The sequence below is a fragment of the Levilinea saccharolytica genome (genome assembly GCF_001306035.1).
GTDB lineage: Bacteria > Chloroflexota > Anaerolineae > Anaerolineales > Anaerolineaceae > Levilinea > Levilinea saccharolytica.
The window spans coordinates 62501-84231 of record NZ_LGCM01000014.1 but is presented as its reverse complement, the minus strand read 5'-3'; the positions used below and the strand labels follow the sequence as shown (position 1 = coordinate 84231).

Annotated in this window: 18 protein-coding genes and 1 rRNA gene (1 of these 19 cut by a window edge); 13 read left to right on the top strand and 6 right to left on the bottom strand. The window is 60.8% G+C overall.

The window, feature by feature from the left end; genetic code table 11:
- Positions 1-3: 3 nt before the first annotated feature.
- Entirely contained in the window at positions 4-1422 is a 1419-nt protein-coding gene (locus tag ADN01_RS03160; protein ID WP_062416951.1) for an MFS transporter, read from the bottom strand.
- A gap of 252 nt (positions 1423-1674) precedes the next feature.
- Here ADN01_RS03160 and hrcA point away from each other — a divergent pair, with 252 nt between their 5' ends.
- The 9 genes from hrcA to ADN01_RS03115 all read left to right on the top strand — a co-directional run bounded on the left by hrcA (position 1675) and on the right by ADN01_RS03115 (position 11049).
- Positions 1675-2715, top strand: coding sequence for a heat-inducible transcriptional repressor HrcA (gene hrcA / locus ADN01_RS03155; protein WP_062416952.1), 1041 nt, complete (start codon positions 1675-1677; stop codon positions 2713-2715).
- 28 nt (positions 2716-2743) lie between these two features.
- Positions 2744-3301, top strand: coding sequence for a nucleotide exchange factor GrpE (gene grpE, locus ADN01_RS03150; RefSeq protein ID WP_062416953.1), 558 nt, complete (start codon positions 2744-2746; stop codon positions 3299-3301).
- Between the two features lie 9 nt (positions 3302-3310).
- Positions 3311-5227, top strand: a complete 1917-nt coding sequence (gene dnaK, locus ADN01_RS03145; protein WP_062416954.1) for a molecular chaperone DnaK — start codon at positions 3311-3313, stop codon at positions 5225-5227.
- A 168-nt stretch (positions 5228-5395) separates the two neighbouring features.
- Positions 5396-6520, top strand: a complete 1125-nt coding sequence (gene dnaJ, locus ADN01_RS03140) for a molecular chaperone DnaJ (RefSeq protein WP_062416955.1) — start codon at positions 5396-5398, stop codon at positions 6518-6520.
- Positions 6513-7427 carry a 50S ribosomal protein L11 methyltransferase gene (gene prmA / locus ADN01_RS03135; protein WP_062416956.1) on the top strand — a complete coding sequence of 305 codons (915 nt, stop codon included), beginning with the start codon at positions 6513-6515 and terminating at the stop codon, positions 7425-7427. Before dnaJ ends, prmA begins: the two co-directional genes overlap by 8 nt.
- A 192-nt stretch (positions 7428-7619) precedes the next feature.
- Positions 7620-7961 carry a PAS domain-containing protein gene (locus tag ADN01_RS03130; RefSeq protein ID WP_062416957.1) on the top strand — a complete coding sequence of 114 codons (342 nt, stop codon included), beginning with the start codon at positions 7620-7622 and terminating at the stop codon, positions 7959-7961.
- Positions 7962-8099: 138 nt separating this feature from the next.
- Positions 8100-9266: a YgeY family selenium metabolism-linked hydrolase gene (locus ADN01_RS03125; protein ID WP_062416958.1), complete on the top strand. Its 1167-nt coding sequence runs from the start codon at positions 8100-8102 to the stop codon at positions 9264-9266.
- Positions 9259-9990, top strand: a complete 732-nt coding sequence (locus ADN01_RS03120; RefSeq protein WP_062416959.1) for a phosphatase PAP2 family protein — start codon at positions 9259-9261, stop codon at positions 9988-9990. Before ADN01_RS03125 ends, ADN01_RS03120 begins: the two co-directional genes overlap by 8 nt.
- Positions 9991-10113: 123 nt before the next feature.
- Positions 10114-11049, top strand: a complete 936-nt coding sequence (locus ADN01_RS03115; protein ID WP_062416960.1) for a sensor domain-containing diguanylate cyclase — start codon at positions 10114-10116, stop codon at positions 11047-11049.
- A 68-nt stretch (positions 11050-11117) separates the two neighbouring features.
- On the opposite strand, the gene ADN01_RS03110 is transcribed toward ADN01_RS03115, so the two are convergent.
- Both ADN01_RS03110 and ADN01_RS03105 read right to left on the bottom strand, forming a co-directional pair.
- Positions 11118-11693 carry a nitroreductase family protein gene (locus ADN01_RS03110; RefSeq protein ID WP_062416961.1) on the bottom strand — a complete coding sequence of 192 codons (576 nt, stop codon included), beginning with the start codon at positions 11691-11693 and terminating at the stop codon, positions 11118-11120.
- A gap of 30 nt (positions 11694-11723) precedes the next feature.
- On the bottom strand, positions 11724-12227 hold the full coding sequence (locus tag ADN01_RS03105; protein ID WP_062416962.1) for a GNAT family N-acetyltransferase: 504 nt from the start codon (positions 12225-12227) through the stop codon (positions 11724-11726).
- 195 nt (positions 12228-12422) lie between these two features.
- Between ADN01_RS03105 and hutU the strand changes: the two genes are divergently transcribed.
- From hutU to ADN01_RS03090, 3 genes are read left to right on the top strand one after another with little or no spacing between them, the layout of a single operon-like run.
- Positions 12423-14087: a urocanate hydratase gene (hutU, locus tag ADN01_RS03100; RefSeq protein ID WP_062416963.1), complete on the top strand. Its 1665-nt coding sequence runs from the start codon at positions 12423-12425 to the stop codon at positions 14085-14087.
- Complete coding sequence (locus ADN01_RS03095; protein ID WP_147238960.1) at positions 14077-14442, top strand: Asp23/Gls24 family envelope stress response protein; 366 nt, start codon at positions 14077-14079, stop codon at positions 14440-14442. Before hutU ends, ADN01_RS03095 begins: the two co-directional genes overlap by 11 nt.
- Positions 14442-15296, top strand: a complete 855-nt coding sequence (locus ADN01_RS03090; protein ID WP_062416965.1) for a superantigen-like protein SSL4 — start codon at positions 14442-14444, stop codon at positions 15294-15296. Before ADN01_RS03095 ends, ADN01_RS03090 begins: the two co-directional genes overlap by 1 nt.
- A 753-nt stretch (positions 15297-16049) precedes the next feature.
- On the opposite strand, the gene ADN01_RS03085 is transcribed toward ADN01_RS03090, so the two are convergent.
- The 3 genes from ADN01_RS03085 to ADN01_RS03075 form a co-directional block, all read right to left on the bottom strand.
- On the bottom strand, positions 16050-17522 hold the full coding sequence (locus tag ADN01_RS03085; RefSeq protein WP_160318369.1) for an LCP family protein: 1473 nt from the start codon (positions 17520-17522) through the stop codon (positions 16050-16052).
- Positions 17523-17625: 103 nt separating this feature from the next.
- A complete protein-coding gene (locus ADN01_RS03080) occupies positions 17626-17847 on the bottom strand; it encodes a Trm112 family protein (RefSeq protein WP_062416967.1) in 222 nt (73 codons plus the stop codon).
- Positions 17848-17918: 71 nt separating this feature from the next.
- The gene (locus ADN01_RS03075) at positions 17919-19808 is read right to left on the bottom strand and encodes a VanW family protein (protein ID WP_062416968.1); all 1890 of its coding nucleotides are present in this window, start codon (positions 19806-19808) and stop codon (positions 17919-17921) included.
- Positions 19809-20517: 709 nt separating this feature from the next.
- On the opposite strand from ADN01_RS03075, the gene ADN01_RS03070 reads away from it, so the two are divergent.
- A 16S ribosomal RNA gene (locus tag ADN01_RS03070) occupies positions 20518-21731 on the top strand; it runs 286 nt beyond the window's last position.

Here is a 21731-nt window from a genome sequence, read left to right as displayed (position 1 = left end):
GGTTCACTCCTGGGGTTGGGCCAGATCGGCGCTGGCGGACTTGGCTTGCAGCAGGGCTTTGACCTGTTTCAGCCGCGCGCCGTGCAGCGGGTAGAACCACAGGGCGGCAAAGGCCAGCAGCGAGCCTACCGCGGGCGGGATGCTCATGAAGATGCGAAAACCCTCCGCCACGCTCTCCGGCTGGGCGCTGGCCAGCGGATCGTAGCCGTAGGCGGTGGACAGCCACCCAAACACCAGCGAACTGAGGGCGTAGGCAAAGGTGATCACAAATCCGCTCATGCCGAAGTACATGCCTTCGCGGCGCTGACCGGTTTGGGTCTCATCTTCATCAATCACATCCGAAAGGGTCACGTCGCCCATGAGCAGCAGCCCCGCCAGGGCGGTACCCATCAAGGCCGCGGTGAGCAAGGCCGCCAGCAGGCTTTGCGCCAGATACAGCGGAATGGTGGACACGCCCATGAGGGCGTAGGCGATCAGCAGGGTGGTGCGCGCCTCCAGACGGTTGGCCAGGAAACGCTTCCACGGGTACAGCGCCAGGGTGGCCACAATGAAAATGGTCGCCAGAATCATGGAGGAAGAAGCAGGGTCGGCCCCCAGGCTGTATTTGGTGTAGAACGCCAGACCGGAGGAGGCCACAGCCGTGGCGAAATGGCGCATGGTTTGGGCAAACACGATGGTGAGGAAGCTGCGGTTGTAAAAGGTGGCTTTCACCGACTGCCACCAGGGCACTTCGGGCGCGCTGAGGTTGGATTGGCGCTCGAACATGCCGCGCACGGCAAACAGCAGGGCGGCAGCAGAGATGAGCCCCAGCAGCAGGCCCATCCACGGCCAGCCGAGGACGGATGCCAGCGAGATGGGCAAAGCCGCGCCGATGATCAGCCCCACCGTCATAAAAATATTCATGCGCACCGCCACACTGGTGCGGTCGTGGTACTCGGAGAACATTTCCGGCAGCAGGGCGTAATAGGCGGTTTGCACCACGGTGGCCAGGGTTTCAAAGAGGAACAGGGCTGCGATGAACCAGATCAGCAGGGCAACGGGTTGGTCGGCCCCGTTGAAAGGCGCCAGGAACAGGGCGGCGAAAAACAGAGCGTAGGGCACTGTCCCAAATAAGATGAACGGAATGCGCCGTCCCCAGCGCGATTTGGTGCGGTCGGAGAGGTAACCCATGAGGGGGTTGTTGACCGCGTTGAAGATGGCGTAGGCGGTCATCACCGCCGAAGCCCACAGCGGCGGCAGCTTGAGCACATCCACATAGAAAAACAGCGCCACCGCCCCCACGGTTTGGTAGGGGATGGCGCAGCCGAGGTTGCCCAGGGCATACAGCCAGCGTTGGCCGGAGGAGGTTTGAATTTGGGCGTCTTGAACCAGCGGATTGGCGATTCGGCGCATAAAAGCCTCGATGGGGGTAGGGGTTTCCATGTTACCGGTAACATGGACGGGATAGCTTGATTGTACCTAAAAACACAAAATTTTCATACCGAAAAGGCAAAGAGAATTAAATGAACTTTTATGCTGGCTGTCCCCCGGTACATGTCTGCTTCAAGCCCAGCGGCCGGATATAAATCTTTTATCAGAACCGCCGCTGCCCGCTTGACGCTGATTTTCAGGCATGGTATCATCATTCCTGTATATTTTAGCACTCTCAGCGTTCGAGTGCTAAAAAGGTGAGCGATGGAAGCTTTGAGTGAACGTCAGAAGCTCATTCTGACCCTGGTGATCCACGAATACATCCGCACGGCTGCGCCGGTGGGCTCCAACCATCTGGTGACGCATTACCATTTGGATTTCAGCCCGGCCACCGTGCGCAACGAATTACAGGCCCTGACCGAGATGGGCTATCTGCGCCAGCCGCATACCTCTGCGGGGCGCGTGCCCTCAGATGAAGGCTACCGTTATTTCGTAGGCCGCCTTTTGCAGCAGTCGGATATGCCTTCCTCGACCCAACGCACCATCACCCACCAGTTTTATCAAATGCGGCACGACACCGACCAGTGGATGCGCCTGGCAGCCTCGGTGCTGGCCAGCCAATCGCGCGCGGCCTCGATGGTTACCGCCCCCCACCCCGAACAGGTGCTGTACAAGCATGTGGAGCTGATTGCCACCCGCGGGCGGCAGGTGCTGATGGTGCTGGTGATGCTGGGCGGCGAAATCCGCCAGCGGCTGCTGACCCTTTCGGAGCCGGTATCACAGGAGCAGCTTTCGGCGGCGGCTGACCGCCTGAACGCGCTGCTGCAAGGCAAAGACACCCTGGCCATCCAGGCCCTCTCGCTGCCTTTAGACGCTCTGGAACAGGCCATTTTGGATTGGGTGGTGGATGAAATGGCCCGCGCCGACGCCCTGCCTTCGGGTGAGGTGTATCTGGACGGGCTGACCAATGTGGTGGGCGAGCCGGAATTTTCCGATTCTGAAGAAGCCCGCCGCACGCTGCGCCTGCTGGAAGAGCGCACCCTGCTCAACGACCTGCTGACGCGCAGCACGGTGCTGACGGATGCCCCGGTGGGCGGGGTTCAGGTGCTCATCGGCGGCGAAGGATCGTATGATGAGCTGCGCCGCTGTTCGGTGGTGTTGGCGCGCTACGGCGCCCCTGGCCTGGCCATGGGCACGCTGGGCGTGCTGGGCCCCATGCGCATGCCCTACGGACGCGCCATTTCCACCGTCCGCTTTCTGGCGGGTCTGTTAAGTGAACTGGTGGCGGATACGCTGGTGGAATAAACCAAGTTTACAGAGCGAGGTGATGTACATGCCAAAAAACAAGAAAACCGCTGCGCAGGCGACCCCTGAAGAAACCCAAGCCGAACCCCAGGCCGAGGTCAACGCGGCTGAACGGGAGGCGGAATTGCAAAAATTGCAGCAGGAACTGGAAGAAGCGCGCCGCATGGCTGCTGAGAATTCGGAAGGCTGGCAGCGCGAACGCGCCGATTTCATGAATTATAAAAAGCGCATTGAACGCGATCAGGCCTTAATCTCACAGTCCATTACCGGGGAGGTGATTAAGAAGTATTTGGCCGTCCTGGATGATTTGGAGCGAGCTCTCAAAGCGCGCCCCACCGAAGGCGACGGCGCTGCCTGGGCGAATGGGATTGAACTCATCCAGCGCAAGTTAACCAACATTCTTGAAAACGAGGGCGTGCTGCAAATCCCCGCACAGGGCGTGCAGTTTGACCCCACCATTCACGAAGCCATCACGCACGAAGACAGCCCGGACCATGAAAGCGGCCAGGTCATCGAAGTGCTCCAGAATGGATATAAAATCGGCGACCGGGTCCTGCGCCCGGCGTTGGTTCGTGTAGCTCGATAGGAGGAATCTATGGGAAAAATCATTGGAATTGATCTGGGCACCACCAATTCGGTTGTCGCGGTCATGGTCGGCGGCGAGCCTACCGTCATCCCCACCGCGGAAGGCGAACGCCTCTGCCCGTCGGTTGTGGCCGTCAATAAAAACCGCGAACGTCTGGTAGGCCGCACCGCGCGCAACCAGGCTATTATTAACCCTGAAAATACTATCTTCTCGATCAAGCGTTTTATGGGGCGCAAGTTCGAAGATGCCGAAGTGCAGCGCTCCTTGGGCCGCGTGCCCTATCACGTGGCCAAGGCCCCTAATGGGGATGTGCGCGTGATTATGGACGGCAAGGAATATTCCCCGCCGGAAGTTTCCGCCATGATTCTGAGCAAACTCAAGGCTGATGCGGAAGCCTATTTGGGCGAACCGGTGACTCAGGCGGTCATCACCGTCCCGGCTTACTTTAACGACGCGCAGCGCAACGCCACCAAAGACGCCGGCCGCATCGCTGGTTTGGAAGTGCTGCGCATCATCAACGAGCCCACGGCCTCTTCGCTGGCCTACGGTTTGGACAAGAAGAAGAACGAAATCATCGCCGTGTACGACCTGGGCGGCGGCACCTTCGACATCTCCATTTTGGATGTGGGCGACGGCGTTTTCCAGGTGCGCGCCACCTCGGGCGACACCTTCCTGGGCGGCGACGACTTTGACCAGCGCGTGATGGAATACCTCATCGCGGAGTTCAAGCGCGATAACGGCATTGACCTGCACAGCGACCGGGCGGCCTTGCAGCGCCTGAAAGAAGCTGCGGAAAAGGCTAAAATTGAGCTTTCCAGCACCATGCAGACCGAGATCAACCTGCCTTACATCACCGCGGACGCCAGCGGCCCCAAGCACCTGGTGATGACCCTCACCCGCGCCAAGTTGGAGCAGCTGACGGCGGACCTGATCCAGCGCTCGCTGGAACCCATGCGGCGGGCTTTGGCGGATGCGGGCCTGAAGACCTCCGACATTTCCGAGGTGGTTCTGGTGGGCGGTATGACCCGCATGCCCGCGGTGCAGGAAGCTGTGCGCCGCGAATTTGGCAAAGACCCCCACAAGGGCGTCAACCCGGATGAGGTGGTGGCGGTCGGCGCGGCCATTCAGGCGGGCGTTTTGGGCGGCGAGGTGAAAGACATCCTCCTGCTGGATGTGACCCCCCTGACCCTCTCGGTGGAAACCCTGGGCGGCGTGGCCACCCCCATTTTGGAACGCAACACCACCATCCCGGCCCGCAAGAGCCAGATCTTCTCCACCGCTTCCGACGGCCAAACCCAGGTGGAAATCCACGTGCTGCAGGGCGAGCGCCCCATGGCCGCGGACAACAAATCCCTGGGCAAGTTCACCCTGGACGGCATCCCGCCTGCGCCGCGCGGCGTTCCACAGGTGGAAGTGACCTTTGACATTGACGCCAACGGCATCCTCAAAGTGACCGCCATGGACAAGGCCACCAACCGCAGCCAGCACATCACCATCACAGCTTCCTCTGGCCTGAATGACGCCGAGGTGGAGCGCATGCGCAAGGAAGCTGAAGCCCACGCCGAAGAAGACCTGAAGCGCAAAGAGCTGATTGAGGCGCGCAACCACGCGGATAACCTGATTTACACCACCGAAAAGACCCTCAAGGAGTACGGTGATAAAATTCCTGCGGATAGGAAGAGCGCCGCGGAAGAGGCTGCCAAGAAATTGCGCGAAACCATGCAGGCCAACGACCTGGATGCCATCAAGCGCGATTCCGACCACCTGAGCGAACTGCTCCAGCAGTTGGGCGCCAGCATGTACCAGCAGCCCGGCGCGGCCGGCCCTGGCGACATGGGCGGCGGCCCAACGGGGGATGCGGGCGGCGGTCCGGCGGCTGGCCCTGCGGGTGATGACGTGGTGGACGGCGAGTTCCGCAGCGCCTGAGTCCAATTTCGGCGCAAGCCGGTTGAAAACGCATTTCAACGGGGATACCCGGTCGCCAGGCCGGGTATCCCTGAGGTGTTCAAATCCCAAAAACCGCCTGTCCCCGTCTGGCGCCGGGGATGGTGTGCTGGCTGCCTGGCTGGCCGCGGGAAGCAGGTGAATTAACGGATGGCACAAAAGGACTACTACGAGATTCTCGGCGTGCAGCGCAGCGCCACCCCAGACGAGCTGAAAACTGCTTTTCGCAATCTGGCGCGCCAATATCACCCCGATGTGAACAAGTCGCCGGACGCCGAGGAACGCTTTAAAGAGATCAACGAAGCCTACGCGGTGCTTTCGGACACCGACAAGCGCGCAGCCTACGACCGCTACGGGGTGGAAGGCTTGAACGGCATGGGCGGCATTCCCAACTATGCCGATATTGACCTTTCGGACATTCTGGAAGGCTTATTTGGCTTTGGCTTTGGCGGCGGGGGATCTTCGCGCCGTTCGCGCAACGCCCCGCGCCGCGGCGCAGACTTGAGCACGGTGCTGCAGCTGACCTTTGAAGAAGCCATTTTCGGCACAGATAAAGAGATTGAAATTTCCCGGGATGAAACCTGCTCCGCCTGTCACGGCAGCGGGTCGGAACCCGGCAGCGGCCCCACCCGCTGCGCCACCTGCAACGGGCAGGGAGAGGTGCGCACGGTGCGCCAGTCCATCTTCGGTTCGATGGTACAGGTGGTCACCTGCCCATCCTGCGGCGGCAAGGGGGAGGTCATCAGCAACCCCTGCAAAACCTGCCGCGGGCGCGGTTTGGAACGGCGCACCATTCGCAAAGTGGTCACCATTCCCCCCGGGGTGGATAACGGCACGCAGCTGCGGCTGGGCGGTGAAGGCCAGCCGGGTGCCAACGGCGGCCCCAACGGCAACCTGTACATTGAGATGCGCGTGGCCAACCACCAGTTTTTCCGCCGCCGCCAAAACGATATCCTCCTCGACTTGAATATCAACATCGCCCAGGCGGTGTTGGGCGCGGAAATTGAAGTGCCCACCCTCGACGGCCCTTCCCGCCTGAAAATTCCGGCGGGGACCCAGCCGGGCAAGGTCTTTACCTTGAAGAACAAAGGCGTGCCCCAACTGCGCGGCAGCGGCCGCGGCGATCAGCATGTGGTCGTTTCGGTGGAGATCCCCACCAAACTGAGCGCAGAACAGCGCAAGCTGTTTGAAGATCTGGCCCAGACCCTGGGCAGCGAAGTGCGCCCGCAGGAAAAGAGTTTTATGGATATTCTCAAGGAGGTTCTGGGTGGATAAGGCCCATTGGTTGGAAGTGTCTTTGACCGTGGACGGTGAGCTGGCCGAAGCCGTGGCGGATGTGATGGCGCGCTATGTGAAAAACGGCGTGGTGGTGGAAAGCGGCGTGATTTACGCCAACGCCGAGGATGAAGGTACGGCATTTGGCCCCGTGCGGGTGTACGGCTTTTTGCTGGTGACGCCCGATCTGGAGGAGCAGCGCCAAAAGCTGGTGGAAGCCCTGTGGCACTTGGGCCAGATTCAGCCCCTGCCGGAGCCTACCTTCCGCGTGATTGATGACGAAGACTGGATGGCTTCCTGGAAGCAGCATTACCGCCCCATCCCCATCGGCGAGCGTTTGTTGGTGCTGCCCGCCTGGGTGGAATCCAGCGACCCGCGCCGCGTGGCGGTGAAAATTGACCCCAGCATGGCTTTTGGAACCGGAACCCACCCCACCACCCAGCTGTGCATGGCTATGATTGAAAAATATCTGACCCCTGGCCAGCAGGTGATGGATGTGGGCTGCGGCTCCGGCATCCTCTCCATCGCGGCCATTAAGCTGGGCGCGGGGCACACCCTGGCGGTGGATATTGATGATGAATCCACCCGCGCCACGTTGGAAAACGCCGAGCGCAACGGGGTGAAGACCGGCCTGGAGATTGGCAAAGGTTCCGTGGCCGAAATTCGCGCCGGGCAGTTCAGCCTGCGCGCGGCCCCGTTGGTTTTGGCCAATATTCTGGCCCCCATCATTCTGCGCTTGTTTGACGACGGCCTGGGGGATTTGGTGGAGCCGGGCGGGATTCTGGTGCTTTCGGGCATTTTGGATGAGCAAGCCGCGGCGGTGCAGGCACGGGCCGAGGCTGAGGGGTATACCCATCTGGAAACGACGCAGATGGGCGATTGGGTGGCCATCGTTCTGCGGCGCTAGGCTGATGGTTGAAGGTTAATCACAAGGGTGCGTTCGGGTGTATCGAACGCACCTTTTTTGTTAGGCGCGGTGGGTACGAGGGTGGATCTGCGAAATCTGCGTCATCTGCGGATCAGGCCTGGCTGGTTTGCCCTTCCCCTTTGGCCCCATTTTGTGTAAGATGGGATCAATTTCCTGTTCTGCGAGGGCCCAATGAGCATTCCAGCATGGATTCAAAGCTTCCCCGGCGCCATCACCGTCTGCGACGTGAACGGCACCATTGTGGAGATGAACGATCAGGCGGCGCGGGTGTTTGCCTCCAGCGGCGGACACAGCCTGATCGGCTCGGATGTGTTTGCCTGTCATTCGGAGGCGTCGCGCCAAAAGCTGCGCGGCATGATGGACGGGCAAACCCCCAACGTGTACACCATTGAGAAAAACGGACAGAAAAAGCTGATCTATCAGGCCCCCTGGTATGAAGACGGCCAGTTTGCCGGGTTCATCGAGCTGTCGGTGGTCATCCCCGCGGAAATGCCGCACTTCATCCGCGGCTAAGCCCTGTCAGGCGGCTGCCGCCGGTGATATGGGAAGGGTGACCGCGCTTTTGGTGAGCTTTGTCGGCTTTGTAAGCGCGGGTGAGTTCGTATAATAAAGTCAGTACCCCCTTCCCCCACAGCTCCGCGGAGATTCATCATGGCACAGCAAATGAACCTGGAAACCGAAACCGTCCAATTTTTAAAGCAGCTGGTGGCCTTGCCCAGCCTGTCGGGCCGCGAAGAGCGGGTGGCACAGGCCGTGGAACAAAAGATGCGCGCCCTCGACTTTGACGAGATCTGGCGCGACGATTACGGCAACGTCATCGGCAAACGCACCAGCCCCTACAGCGGCGCCAGCATCCTCTTTGACGCGCACATGGATGTGGTGCCGGAGGGCGACCCGCGCGATTGGACCCATGCTCCCTACGGCGGCGAGGAACTGCAAGATCGCGTGTGGGGGCGCGGCTCTACGGATACCAAGGCCTCCCTGGCCAGTATTGTGGTGGGCCTGGGATCCATCCCCCGCCAGAGCTTCAGCGGCACGCTCTATGTGGTGGCCTCGGTGGGCGAAGAGATCATCGAAGGGGCCTCCCTGGCCAAAGTGGTGGACGCGCTCCAGCCGCAGGGGGTGGTCATCGGCGAACCGACCGACTGCCGGCTGGGCATTGGGCATAAGGGCCGCGCACGGATGCGCTTTTCGGTGTTTGGCAAAGCCGCCCACAGCTCCACCCCCGAACAGGGCGACAACGCCGTGTTTAAAATGCCCACCCTGATTGAGCGCATTTCCCGCGTGCCTGTGCCGCAGGACCCCTGGATTGGGCAGGCGGTGATGGAGCCGGTGCAGGTGGTTTCCAGCCCTTACCCCAGCGCTTCCACCGTTCCTTTTGCCTGCGCCGTCACCTACGACCGCCGCCTGATTTTAGGTGAAACGGAACAGTCTGTGTTGAAAATTTACCGCCATGCGCTCTCAGACCTGCGCGATTGGGGCCTGGAATTGGAAGAGGTCAGCTACACCACCTACACCGGCCAGGTGTTCAAAACGCCCGATTTTCACCCGGCCTGGCGCATGGAGCCGGATTCGGCCTGGGTCAGCCTGGGCAAGCACGGCATCGCCCGCGGCGGCATCCGCCCAGAAGTCTATACCACCCCCTACTGCACCAACGGCAGCTATTCGGCCGGCGTGGCGGGCATTCCCACCCTGGTGTTTGGCCCCGGCAGCATCCATGTGGCCCACAGCCTGGATGAATATATCGCCGTGGATGAACTGCTTAAGGGTCTGCACGGGTTTATCGGTTTGGCGAACGTGTTAGGAACCTTTGGATAATCACCCCGCACCCCTGCCTGCTTCTCTGCCCGCCACCCAGCTCAAGCGGCGCGCGGCGGCTTTGGCCGGAATCCTGACCGGATTGGGTCTTTCTGGCAGCTCTTCTCTGCTGCCCCTGCTGGTCATCCTGCTGCAAGCTAGCCGCGCTTTGGCCACGCTGCTGGCGGGTTTTGCCCTGGTGGTGCTTTCGCTCACCTGGCCGGCGGTCTTTCGCGCCGACCAGCGCCTGCTGCTGGCCGTCAACCGCCATGCGCGCCGGGTAGTCTGGATGGATCGGCTGATGTTTGTGGTCACGCAGATTGGCAACGGCGGCTTTGGGCTGCTGTTGGCGCTGGCTTTGGCCCTGCACGGCTGGGGCTTGCTGGGGGTGATGATGGCGGGGGCTGTTTTGACCCTTTGGCCGCTGGTGGAAGTGCTGAAATGGTTTACGGCCTGCCAACGTCCGTTTACCCACCTGCCGCACCTTAACATCATCGGCTGGCGCGAACGCAGCCTGTCTTTCCCCTCCGGTCACACCGCCCAGGCTTTTTTGCTGGCGGTGCTTGTAGATCAGGGTATTGCGTTGGGGGGACTTTTCCGATTGGGGCTGTATGCCCTGGCGCTGCTGGTGGGTTTAAGCCGCATGTACATTGGCATGCACTTCCCGCGGGATGTGGCCGCGGGGGCTTTGATCGGCTCGGCCTGGGGGCTGCTGGTGTACCGCGTCGCCTTGAGCCTGTTTTAACCCCAACTTTATACAATTGATCTTTTTTGCTGTCTGGCGTGCCGGGTTCTTTTGTATAATGGTCATGGTGTAAACCCTATTGATTTAAGGAGCGCCCGCCGCTGTTAACGGCCTGGACTTCGAATGCTGAACGATAGCAACGAGCTGTATAAGCGCATTCTCGACCATCTGTACGATGGGGTCTATTTTGTGGATCGCGACCGCCTGATCACGTATTGGAATCAGGGGGCGGAGCGCATCAGCGGGTATTCGCGCCGCGACGTGCTGCACAGCCGCTGCTACGACAATATCCTCATGCATGTGGATGCCAACGGGCGGCGCTTATGCTTTGACGGCTGTCCGCTGATGCAAACCATCGAAGATGGACAGGAACGGCAGGTGGACGCTTTCCTGCACCATCATGACGGCCACCGCGTGCCCGTCTCCATCCGCGTCAGCCCCATGCGCAACGACCAGGGGGACATTGTGGGCGCGGTCGAGATCTTTAACGATAACTCCGCCCAGCTTTCTGCCTTGGAACAGATCAGCGAATGGCAGCAGGCCGCCCTGATTGACGCCCTGACCGGCTGCGGTAACCGCCGCTACACCACCCTCAAGCTGCAATCCGCGCTGATGGAATTTCAGTCGTACGGCTCGCCCTTTGGGGTGCTCTTCGCGGATGTGGATCATTTTAAGCGGGTCAACGACACCTACGGCCACGAGACCGGCGATCAGGTGCTGCGCATGATCGCGCAGACGCTGATGCGCAACGTGCAGTCCTATGATTTTGTAGGGCGTTGGGGGGGTGAAGAATTTGTGCTGCTGCTGCCGCGTGTGGGGCGGGCGGGCCTGCTGCAAGTGGCCGAACGGCTGCGGCTGCTGGTGGAACATTCGCAGCTCAGTCATGCTGCCGGTTCGCTGCAGGTGACCCTGTCTTTGGGCGGCACCCTGGCCCGGCCCGAAGACACCCTGGAGACCCTCATCGCGCGAGCGGATGCAAAGATGTATGAGAGCAAGGCCGCGGGACGCAACCGCGTGACCTTGTTTGAGCCGGAAGAGCCAGCACAAACGAGCGAATAAAAATCGGGATGAAGATGGGATGATCCAGAGAAGGGGGGAGCCGCGGCTCCCCCCTTATGCTTGCCTGTTTAAATTTCAGCCAGGATGATTTCGTCCAGCGCGCGCTTGGGCACATGATGCCCGCCGCTGGGGTCGCGCCAGTATTTGATATCCCCGTCGTTGGGCAGCGGCTCCAAAAATACCCGTTCCACCGGCTTACCCAGGGCGATCACCAGGAGAATCTCATATTCCTCGGCCAGCCCCAGAGCTGCGATGAGGGCTTCGCGCTTCACCGAAGCGATCATGCAGCCCCCCAGACCGTGTTCCACCGCGCCCAGCAAAATGCTCTGTGCGGCGATGCCGGGGTCAATGCCGAAGCTTTGGGAAATCGTTTTGTCGCCCAGGAGGATGATGTATGCGGTGGGACGCTCGCCTTCCACCGGGCCGCCCCAATCGCGCAGATAGCCCGCCCAGGCCAGGGTGTCGAAGATTTTGGCGTTGCTTTCGGGCGTGCAGGAAAGGATGTATTTGAGCGGCTGGCGGTTGGCCCCCGAACCTGATAAGCGAGCCAGGTCGACAAACTCGCGCAGGGTGTCCGCGCTGATGGAGTGGGCGCCGTCAAAGCGCCGGTAGCTGCGGTTTTTCAGGATATAGTCTCGAATCATGGGGTTCTCCTCAATTCTCGAAGGGTAGGCTCAAACCTCGATGCCAACGCGGGTGCTGCGCCGTTCCAACAACAGCGTATCGCGCCATACATCTCCCATTTTACCAATTTTCTCGCGCCGCCCCACCACCCGAAAGCCGCAGTTCTGGTGCAGCCGCAAACTGGCCTGGTTTTCGGGGAAGATGACGGCCTGCAGGGTCCAGATGCCGTGCTGTTCTGCGCTTTCCACCAGGGTGCTCAGCAGCACTCGCCCGGCCCCCTGCCCGCGGAATGCCGCGGCCACATACACGCTCACCTCGGCCACCCCGGCATACACCGGGCGGTACGAGACCGGCGAGAGGGCAGCCCACCCGGCCAGCTCTCCGGCTCGCCACAAGGTCAGGCGGCTGTGCGCCAGGTGGTGCTGATCCCAGCTGTCCCACTCGGGCGCGTTGGTTTCAAAGGTGGCGCTGCCCGTGGCAACGCCTTCCAAATACACCGCCCGTACGGCCGGCCAATGGCTGGGGGATAACGCGGCTAATTCCCAATCGTTCAAGCCTCACCTCCGTGGGTGTGGGTTAGCCCGCGGCGCGCACCGCGAGCCTCTCTTGATGTTACCCCAAATTGCCCCAGGTCAGGCTCCTTTTGCGCGAAAGCCAGCCGGCGCCGGGGGATGTTATCAAAAAAACCTGCACCTGTCGTATAATTTATACCAGGGTATGTCTATCATCCTTTTCCGGAGGTCATCCAAATGTCTGGTCCCCGTGTTGTGCGCGCTCCCCGTGGAACGCAGCTGACGTGCAAGTCCTGGCTCACCGAAGCGGTTTACCGCATGATTCAGAATAACCTGGACCCCGAAGTGGCCGAACGCCCCGAGGATCTGGTGGTGTACGGCGGCCGCGGGCAGGCCGCCCGCAGTTGGGAAGCCTTTGACGCCATTTTGGAAACCTTAAAAGAGTTGGAAGATGACGAAACCCTGCTGGTGCAGTCCGGCAAACCCGTGGCGGTCTTTAAGAGCCACGCCGATGCGCCGCGCGTACTGATCGCCAATTCGAACCTGGTGCCGCATTGGGCCACCCAGGCGCATTTTGATGAATTGGCCGCCAAAGGGCTGATCATGTACGGTCAGATGACGGCCGGTTCGTGGATTTACATCGGCACGCAGGGGATTTTGCAGGGGACCTATGAGACCCTGGGGTCGTTGGCCGTCCAGCGCGGCTGGGGCTCGCTGAAAGGCAAGTTCACCCTCACCGCCGGTTTGGGCGGGATGGGCGGCGCCCAGCCTTTGGCCATCACCATGAATGAGGGCGTGGGGCTGGTGGTCGAAATTGACCCAGAGCGCGCCCGCCGCCGCCTGGAACACCGCTACGTGGATGTGATTGTGGATACGCTGGAAGAAGCCATGACCCTGGTGCAGGAGGCCTGCGACGAGGGCAAGCCGCTGTCGGTGGCGCTCATCGGCAACGCCGCCGAGATCTTCCCCGAACTGGCCCTGCGCGGCATCATCCCGGATGTGGTCACCGACCAGACCCCCGCGCACGATGTGATGGCGTACGTGCCCGCCCACATGACCCTGGAAGAGGCCGCCCGGCTGCGCGCCGAGGATCCCAAAGAATACGAAAAACGCTCCCTCGACTCGATGTCGGAGCATATCAAGGCCATGCTTGAATTTCAGCGCAAGGGCGCCGAGGTGTTTGACTACGGCAACAATTTGCGCCAGCGAGCCTTTGACAACGGCGTGAAGGACGCCTTCAACTTCCCCGGTTTTGTCCCCGCCTATATTCGCCCGCTGTTCTGCGAGGGCAAGGGGCCTTTCCGATGGGTGGCGCTTTCGGGCGACCCGGAAGACATCTACCGCACGGACGAGGCCATTATGGAACTCTTCCCGGAAGATGAGCACCTGCGCCGTTGGTTGGTGATGGCCAAGGAGAAAATTCATTTCCAGGGCCTGCCCTCGCGCATCTGCTGGCTGGGCTACGGTGAACGGGCCAAAGCCGGCCTGAAATTCAACGAAATGGTGGCTAAGGGCGTGGTGAAAGCCCCCATCGTCATCGGCCGCGACCATCTGGATTCGGGTTCGGTGGCTTCACCCAACCGCGAGACGGAGGGCATGCGCGACGGGACGGACGCGGTCAGCGATTGGCCGATTTTGAACGCGATGATCAACGCGGTAGGCGGGGCGACTTGGGTGTCGTTCCACCACGGCGGCGGCGTGGGCATTGGCTTCAGCCAGCACGCCGGGCAGGTGATCGTGGCTGACGGCACCCCGGCGGCGGCGCGCCGCCTGGAACGCGTGCTGACCACGGACCCCGGCATGGGCGTGGTGCGCCATGTAGATGCGGGCTACCCCGAGGCGCTGGCTGCGGCGCGCCGCGGTGGGATTAAGATCCCCATGATGAAAAAGGATGAGTCCTAGGGTGCGCTTCAAACGCTTTTTCTGGTTTCTGCTGAGCATTTTCCTGGGCGCCGGCATGGGAGTCTTTTACGGCTGGGTGGTCAACCCGGTGCGCTATGTAGACACCACGCCCGACCAGCTGCGGGCCGATTATCAGGCCGATTATGTGCTGATGGTGGCAGAAATCTATCAGGTGGAAAAAGACCCTGCCCTGGCGGGGCGGCAGCTGGCTCTGCTGGGCGACCCGCAGCCGGTGCGCACCGTGCAGCGGGCCATTTTGACCGCCAGCCAGCTGGGCTATTCTCAGGCGGATATGGAGCTGTTGGGGCGGCTTTCCAGCGCATTGGAAACCTGGTACGCGGAGGGCGGTCCCTGATGGATGAGCGCCGCGGCCCCTGGTATCTGCTGACCGGTTTGCTGATGGGCCTGGCCCTGGGCTTGCTCTATGCCTGGTTCCTCGACCCGGTGCAGTATGCCAACACCTCGCCGGACGCGCTGCGCCCGGAATTTAAAGATCAATACCGCATTCTCATCGCTCAGGCCTACCCCTATTCGGGCGATTTAGGCCGCGCCCGCGGGCGGCTGGCGCTGCTGAAGGACGACCGTCCCAGCTTTGAACTGGGGGCGCAGGCTCAGCGCATTTTGGCCGCGGGGGGTTCGGTGGATACGGCGCGGGCTTTGGCGCGCCTTTCTTCTGACCTGAACTTGCCGGAGGGCAGCCTGCCGCCGCAGACCAGCGCGGGCACCCCGGCGGCCAACGATCCGGCCCTGCCGCCCACGGCCACCCTTAGCCCGGATGAGCAGATTCAGACGCCCACCCCGGCCCCTTCGCCCACCCGTCCGCAGCCGCCCACCTTTACCCCGCGGCCTTCGCCCACCCGCCAGCCCACCCAGGATGCGCCGTTCCGGCTGGACGATCAGCAGGTGGTGTGCGACCCGCAGCGCCCGGCCAGGCTGCTGGCGGTGGAGACGTTGGACGGCGGCGGCAACCCGCTGGCGGGGGTGCGCATTCAGATCACCTGGGAGGGTGGGGAGAATGCTTTCTTCACCGGCCTGTACCCAGAGATCAGCCCGGGTTACGCCGATTTTGTGATGCAGCCGGATGTGACCTACACGCTGCGTGCGGGCGAGGGCGGCGAGCTGGTGGAGGGGCTGAGTGCGACACCCTGTAAGGACGCGGAGGGGAAAGCGTACCTGGGCGGGTGGAAGCTGGTGTTTGTGCTGCCTTAGGGCTTTTGGACAGGATTGGCTGTGGAGGGTGCGTTCTGCTGGATCGAACGCGCCTTTTTTGTTTGAGCGAATCCGGAACGGCACCTACACTGTGTTTGAACCGCGAAGGACGCGAAGCGGTCAAGCGATAGGCACACCATGTACGGGCACGGGCGATTTTGGCCCGTGCCCTTTTTAAACCGCAAAGACGCCAAGGACGCCAAGCAAGACCGGGGGGGAACCGCGCGTCTTCATCGAACGCACCGGATGGCCTCCGCCCCCGGGATGTCATTGCGAGCCGCGAAGCGGCGAAGCAATCTGCGCCTTTCGGGGTAGAGATTGCTTCACCCCCCCAAAAAAACGGGGGGTTCGCAATGACATCTGAACGGGTGCGTTGCGCGGCTCCTTCAAACATACCGGAACGCCAGGGGTTCGTATATACGCTTTCTTGGCGCCCTTCGTTCCTTGGCGGTAAAAAGCTTTGTCTTTGAACCGCGAAGGCGCCAAGGACGCGAAGATGAGTGGGTCGTGTTCAGCTTCATCGAACGTGCCTTTTGATTATGCACCACGGGCGCGTCTCAGACGCGCCCCTACGATCCGTTCGTGATGACATCTTATTGATGTGTCACTGCGAGGCCGGGCGATCTTTCCGGCCGAAGCAGTCTACACCTCAAAGGTGAGATCGCTTCACCGCTTCGCGGTTCGCGATGACACAAGAATAGGAATCAAAAACAGGGCGCCGAGCGGCGCCCTGTTGGTCTTTGCAAACTCAGCTTAGGGCATGGGGTTGCTTTGTGCCCAGTCGTTGCCCAGGATCACAATCACATCCGCATAGGCGTTGGGATCGTAGCGGTTGAAAATATTCTCCGTCTTCACGCCCATCTGTTCGGCCAGATGCTTGATGGTGTAGGGCTTACCGTTGACCACAATCAGCGTGGTGGCGCTGTAAACTCGGTCGGCGTTGGTTTCTTCCACCACATTCAGCCCCTGCGAACGGAAGAAATTGGCCGTGCGCGAGGCCAGGTCGGGGGTCTGCGTGCCGTTCTGCACGGCCACGCGCGCCTTTTCCTCGGCCATCAGCGCGGTGAGCTCGGCGCCCTGCACATCGGTTTGACCCGCCTGCGGGGTAATGTTGGCCACCGCCGCCGGGGCCACCGGCCCGCTGGTGGTGAAGATCTTATCGCGCAGCAGGCGAATTTTATCCGGCACGGGGATCAGGATGGCCAGGCCGTCGGGCGAAGTGGCGAAGGAGACCGCGCTTTCATTGATCACAGCGCGCTTGATTTGTTTATCCGGCACTTCCATGATGGAGATGCCCAGCTTCATGATCTGCTGGAAGTTCAAATTGGTGCGCACGCCCGAAGAAAGCTCCTGATACAGCGCGGGAGCTTTGGCCACCAGGGTGGGCAGCATGTTCAGGCTGAGCACCTGCTCGCGGATGGTCATGATGACCAGCTGCTGGTTCTTAGCGCGGGTGAAATCATCACCTTCGGTGTGGCGGGCGCGGGCAAAAGCCAGGGTGGCGGCGCCGTCCAGGGTCTGCACGCCGGGGTACAGCCAAACCGGCTCGCGCGGGCCGACGGGGTCCACGTAGATTTTGTTGGGGATGTTGATGTCCAGGCCGCCCAGCTCGTCAATGATGCGCACGAAGGTGTTAAAGTCCACCTGCGCGTAAAAGTGAACTGGCACGCCCAGGAGCAGTTCCACCGTCTTTGAGGCCAACGCAGGACCGCCGCCGGGCAGCTTGTAGATTTCGCCCAGGTAATAGGCGGTGTTGATCTTGGCGTAATCGAAGCCGGGGATGTTCACCCACAGGTCGCGGGGGATGGAGAGCATGCCCGCCGAATTGGTGAGCGGGTCGTAGGTGAACAGGATCATCGTGTCGGAACGCGGGGTTTCGCCCGCTTCCCAGTCGCGGTAATCCAGGCCAAGGAAGAGCACGTTCACGCGGCTGGCGCCGTCCCAGGGTTCTGGGGTGGGGCCGCCCGCGGGCTGCAGCGGGTCGGTGGCGCTGACACCGCCGGGCAGCGTGCCGGGCAAGGCGGGGATGGCGTTGGGGTCATTGCTGATTTCGGGCTGTGCGCCGAAATCCGAGGTCATCGTCCAGGAATTAACCAGGTTGCGTACCACGATGAATCCCAACACCGCCGTGATCACCGCCACAACGGCAAAGACGACCAACAGAATAATTGTCAGGCGGTCCAGCGGCTGCCGCCGGCGCGCCATACGAATTTGAGATCGGGACATAGCCATTATTTTATCCGATTTTCAGCCCGAAGGCAGGTTCAATGCTGGGTTAAGGTTGCAAGTTTGATTCCAGCATGAATCTGTAGTGCGGCTTCGGGAGGGTTTACTGGGGCGCAGGGGGAGGAACGGGCAGCGCGTCCACCGCGGTTTGTGCCCACTTGTCGCCCTCGTCAATCAGCATCACGGGGATATCGTCAACGATGGGGTATTTGCGGCCACAGTCGCGGCACACCAGCCAGGTGTCCTTTGTCAGGTCCAGCAGGCCTTCTTTTTCACGTACACAAGCCGGACAACGCAGGATTTCCAGCAGTTCTGAGCTGACCATAGATGCCTCCACAAAAAATCACAGGTTAACTTTTCCAATTGTACCACACGGCCTAAACTGTGCGCGTGTGGCTATTCGGCGGCGGGTTCCTCGGTGTCTTCGGGCGGCATGCCCTCGGTTCCAGGGCCGTATTCATACATGGCCTGCCAGGGCTGATATTCCGTATAGAAGCTGTCTTCGAAGAAAAGCGCACCGTCTTTGTACACCCGCCGGATCACGCGAATTTCAGCGCCGTCGGCGGCGTAATCCACCTGCTTCACCTCGCCGGTGGGCAGATCGGGATTTTCTTTATACGAGGGCTTGGGCGCTTCTTTGACGTTGGTCGGCCCGGTGGTTTCCCAGTCCACGCTGCGCCCGTCGTTGGTGGAATAAAACTTCCACTGGATGTTGCTGTAGGTGGGGTTGACATAGGTTTCCATCAGCAGCCAACTGGAGGAATTGTTGATGAATTTGAAGTCCACCAGCGGCACAAACACGGCCGCATCCAGCCCCGCCAGGCGGGGGTTGCGCCGGTTGCCATCTTCTTTTTCGTAATATGACACGCGGTAGGCGTGCGGATGGCGCTCGACCACCGGATAGCCGCCGAAGAAGACCGTGCGGAAGAGGGTGGTGCTGACCTGACACACGCCCCCGCCCACGCCCTGAATGGTACGGCCGCCGGAGATGATCAGCGCTTCGGCGTAGCCGTTTTCCAGGCTGATATCGCCCAGGGCCTCGGCCATAGAGAAGGTGGCCCCAGGGGGCACCAGCAGACCGTGGAAGCGCGCGGCAGCGGCCTGGATATTTTGAATGCGCTCTGGGCCGGAGCCGTAGAAATAGGAGAACTGCGAGATCACCAGTTCGCGCACACCCAGGTCTGCGCCCGTGGCTTGATCGCTGACCGGCGGCGGGGTGAAGGTGAAGGCCAGTTCCACATTGTGCTCGCCCCGCATGACTTTCTCGCGGATGGAGGCCAGGCTGGCTTCCACATCCAGGGCGCGGCCAATCACCCCCGGCTGCAGTAGTTCCAGCTGGCCGGTGCTGTCGTTGAAGGTAAAGCGCGGGTTCTGGGGGTAGCGCGCCAAGCGCGGCCCCAGCTCCGCCAGGTAGCTGCCCAGCGCCTGACTGTTGAGGGTGAGCTGGTAGCTGGCCTCATCGCCGTTGTGGACGCGCTCAAAGCCCAGCAGGCCGGCCAGGGTGGCGGGGTCAAAGGTCCATGGGCCTTGCTGATCGCCCTGATTGGGGGGCATGACCAGGCTGAGCGGCTGGCTGAGCACGCGCCGAGCCAGATCGGCCTGTCCTTCAATATCGGCGATCACCGGGCGAACCTCATTCACCACCAGCGGCACTGAGCCGTTTTGCAGGCTGTGCAGCTGGGCCGAAAGCAGCCCCAGGCTGGTGGGCAGATCCAGCGCGCGCCCGGTTTGGCCGGGCAGCACCACCACCTCGGTGCCGTTGATCTGTAGGGTCGGCTCCACCACGGCCACATCCGTTTCGGCGGCCAACTGGGTGAGCACTTCAAAGGCGCGGCGCTCATCCCACACCAGCGCCGGGGGCAGACCGCGGCCGTCGCGCCAGGCGGCGAACTGGGTGGTGAGGCGTTGGAAGAGGTTGCCCTGGCGCCCCACGCTAAAGGCGGCGCGCGCCGAGGCTTCGGGGTCCAAAAAGAGGCCGAGCTGGGCCGGGGTGTAGACCCAGGTGCGATCCCCGTCGCGCAGCGTCACCTGGCCGGATTGGAGAAAGACCAGGCGTTCCGAAAGGCGCCGAGCGGCGGCAGTCTCGGTCAGCCCACCCACGGGCACGCCCGCCACGCTGACCCCGGGGTAAATGCGCGTCAGGTGCAGCAGCTCAAAACCGCCCAGGGCCAGCAGAAAGAAGAAAAAGAAACCCACAGCGCCCGTGGCCAGGGACAGGAGGGCTTTTTCGAGGAGATCGCGGTCGCGCTGAGCGCGGCGCTGGGAATGGTAGGTGGTGGTGTGCATAGAAATGATTATACCGAAAAAGGTCAAGAATGAACGCGGCAGCCGCGGCGGCGAGGGGCATAGTATGGAAAGACGGCCCGGTGTTGGGGATAAGACGCCGCTGGGGCGGGCGAAGTTCCCGCGCGGTGGGGGGGGAAAAGAAAGGGGGGGACCAATTTTGAAAATTGGTTGTGGAATCCCTTGACAGGCAGGGAGGCTGGTGTATAATCCAGCTTCGCTGTGGGAGACAGAAACAACAAGCGCAGCGAGCAGAACCTTGACAAAAAAAGAGGATCCCGCGGTTGAGGGAAACAGACGAAAAAAGCGAAATTCGCAAAAAATGTCTGACAAATACCCTTGACAGAATAAAGAAGCGGAAGTAGAATTGAAATCCTCAAGTCAAGAAACGATCTCGCCAAAAGCAGATCGGTAACAATCGAAAATCCATCCCTGAGGCATCACAAAGGGACCCTGTCGTCGAAACGCCGATGTTGACCCGAAGCAGAGCAAGCGAAAGCAAGCGAGCGCAGGCAAAGCGAAAAGGAAAAGGCATCGGTAATTTTGTCTGCCAGTTCGAAAAAACTGGTGGGACGAAAAAGCTTGACAGAAAAAACGACCGGGTGTAGAATAAGAGCCTTCTGATGGACAGCACCTTAACAACTGAAGAGTGATAGGAAGAAGAGCAACGTCATTCTTGATCCGTAAACGAACACCGAAAGGTGTTACAAATTATGCGGAGAGTTTGATCCTGGCTCAGGATGAACGCTGGCGGCGTGCCTAATACATGCAAGTCGAACGGAGGAGTAGCAATACTTTCTCAGTGGCGAACGGGTGAGTAACGCGTTGGTGACCTGCCCCGAAGTGGGGGACAACAGCTCGAAAGGGCTGCTAATACCCCATGTGATCATCGGTTTTAGAATCTGGTGATTAAAGGAGTAATTCGCTTCGGGAGGGGCCTGCGTCCCATCAGCTAGTTGGTAAGGTAACGGCTTACCAAGGCGATGACGGGTAGGGGACCTGAGAGGGTGACCCCCCACAATGGAACTGAAACACGGTCCATACACCTACGGGTGGCAGCAGTAGGGAATATTGGTAATGGGCGAAAGCCTGAACCAGCAACGCCGCGTGTGCGATGAAGGCCTTCGGGTTGTAAAGCACTTTTTGAGGGGATGAGGAAGGACAGTACCCTCAGAATAAGTCTCGGCTAACTACGTGCCAGCAGCCGCGGTAACACGTAGGAGACTAGCGTTATCCGGATTTACTGGGCGTAAAGCGCGTGCAGGTGGCTCGGAAAGTTCGATGTGAAAGCTCCCGGCTTAACTGGGAGAGGTCGTTGAATACTTTCGGGCTAGAGGATGGGAGAGGGAGGCGGAATTCCGGGTGTAGTGGTGAAATGCGTAGATATCCGGAGGAACACCAGTGGCGAAAGCGGCCTCCTGGCCCATTTCTGACACTCAGACGCGAAAGCTAGGGTAGCAAACGGGATTAGAGACCCCGGTAGTCCTAGCTGTAAACGATGTAGACTTGGCGTTGGCGGGTTCAAATCCGTCAGTGCCGAAGCTAACGCGATAAGTCTACCGCCTGGGGACTACGGCCGCAAGGTTAAAACTCAAAGGAATTGACGGGGCCCCGCACAAGCAGCGGAGCGTGTGGTTTAATTCGATGTTACACGAAGAACCTTACCAGGGTTTGACATGCAAGTGGTAGGAAACCGAAAGGCGACCGACCCCTCGGGGAGCTTGCACAGGTGCTGCATGGCTGTCGTCAGCTCGTGTCGTGAGATGTTCGGTTAAGTCCGCTAACGAGCGCAACCCTCGTCGTGTGTTACATGTGTCACGCGAGACCGCCGGTCTTAAGCCGGAGGAAGGTGGGGATGACGTCAAGTCAGCATGGCCTTTATGTCCTGGGCTACACACACGCTACAATGGCAAGTACAATAGGTCG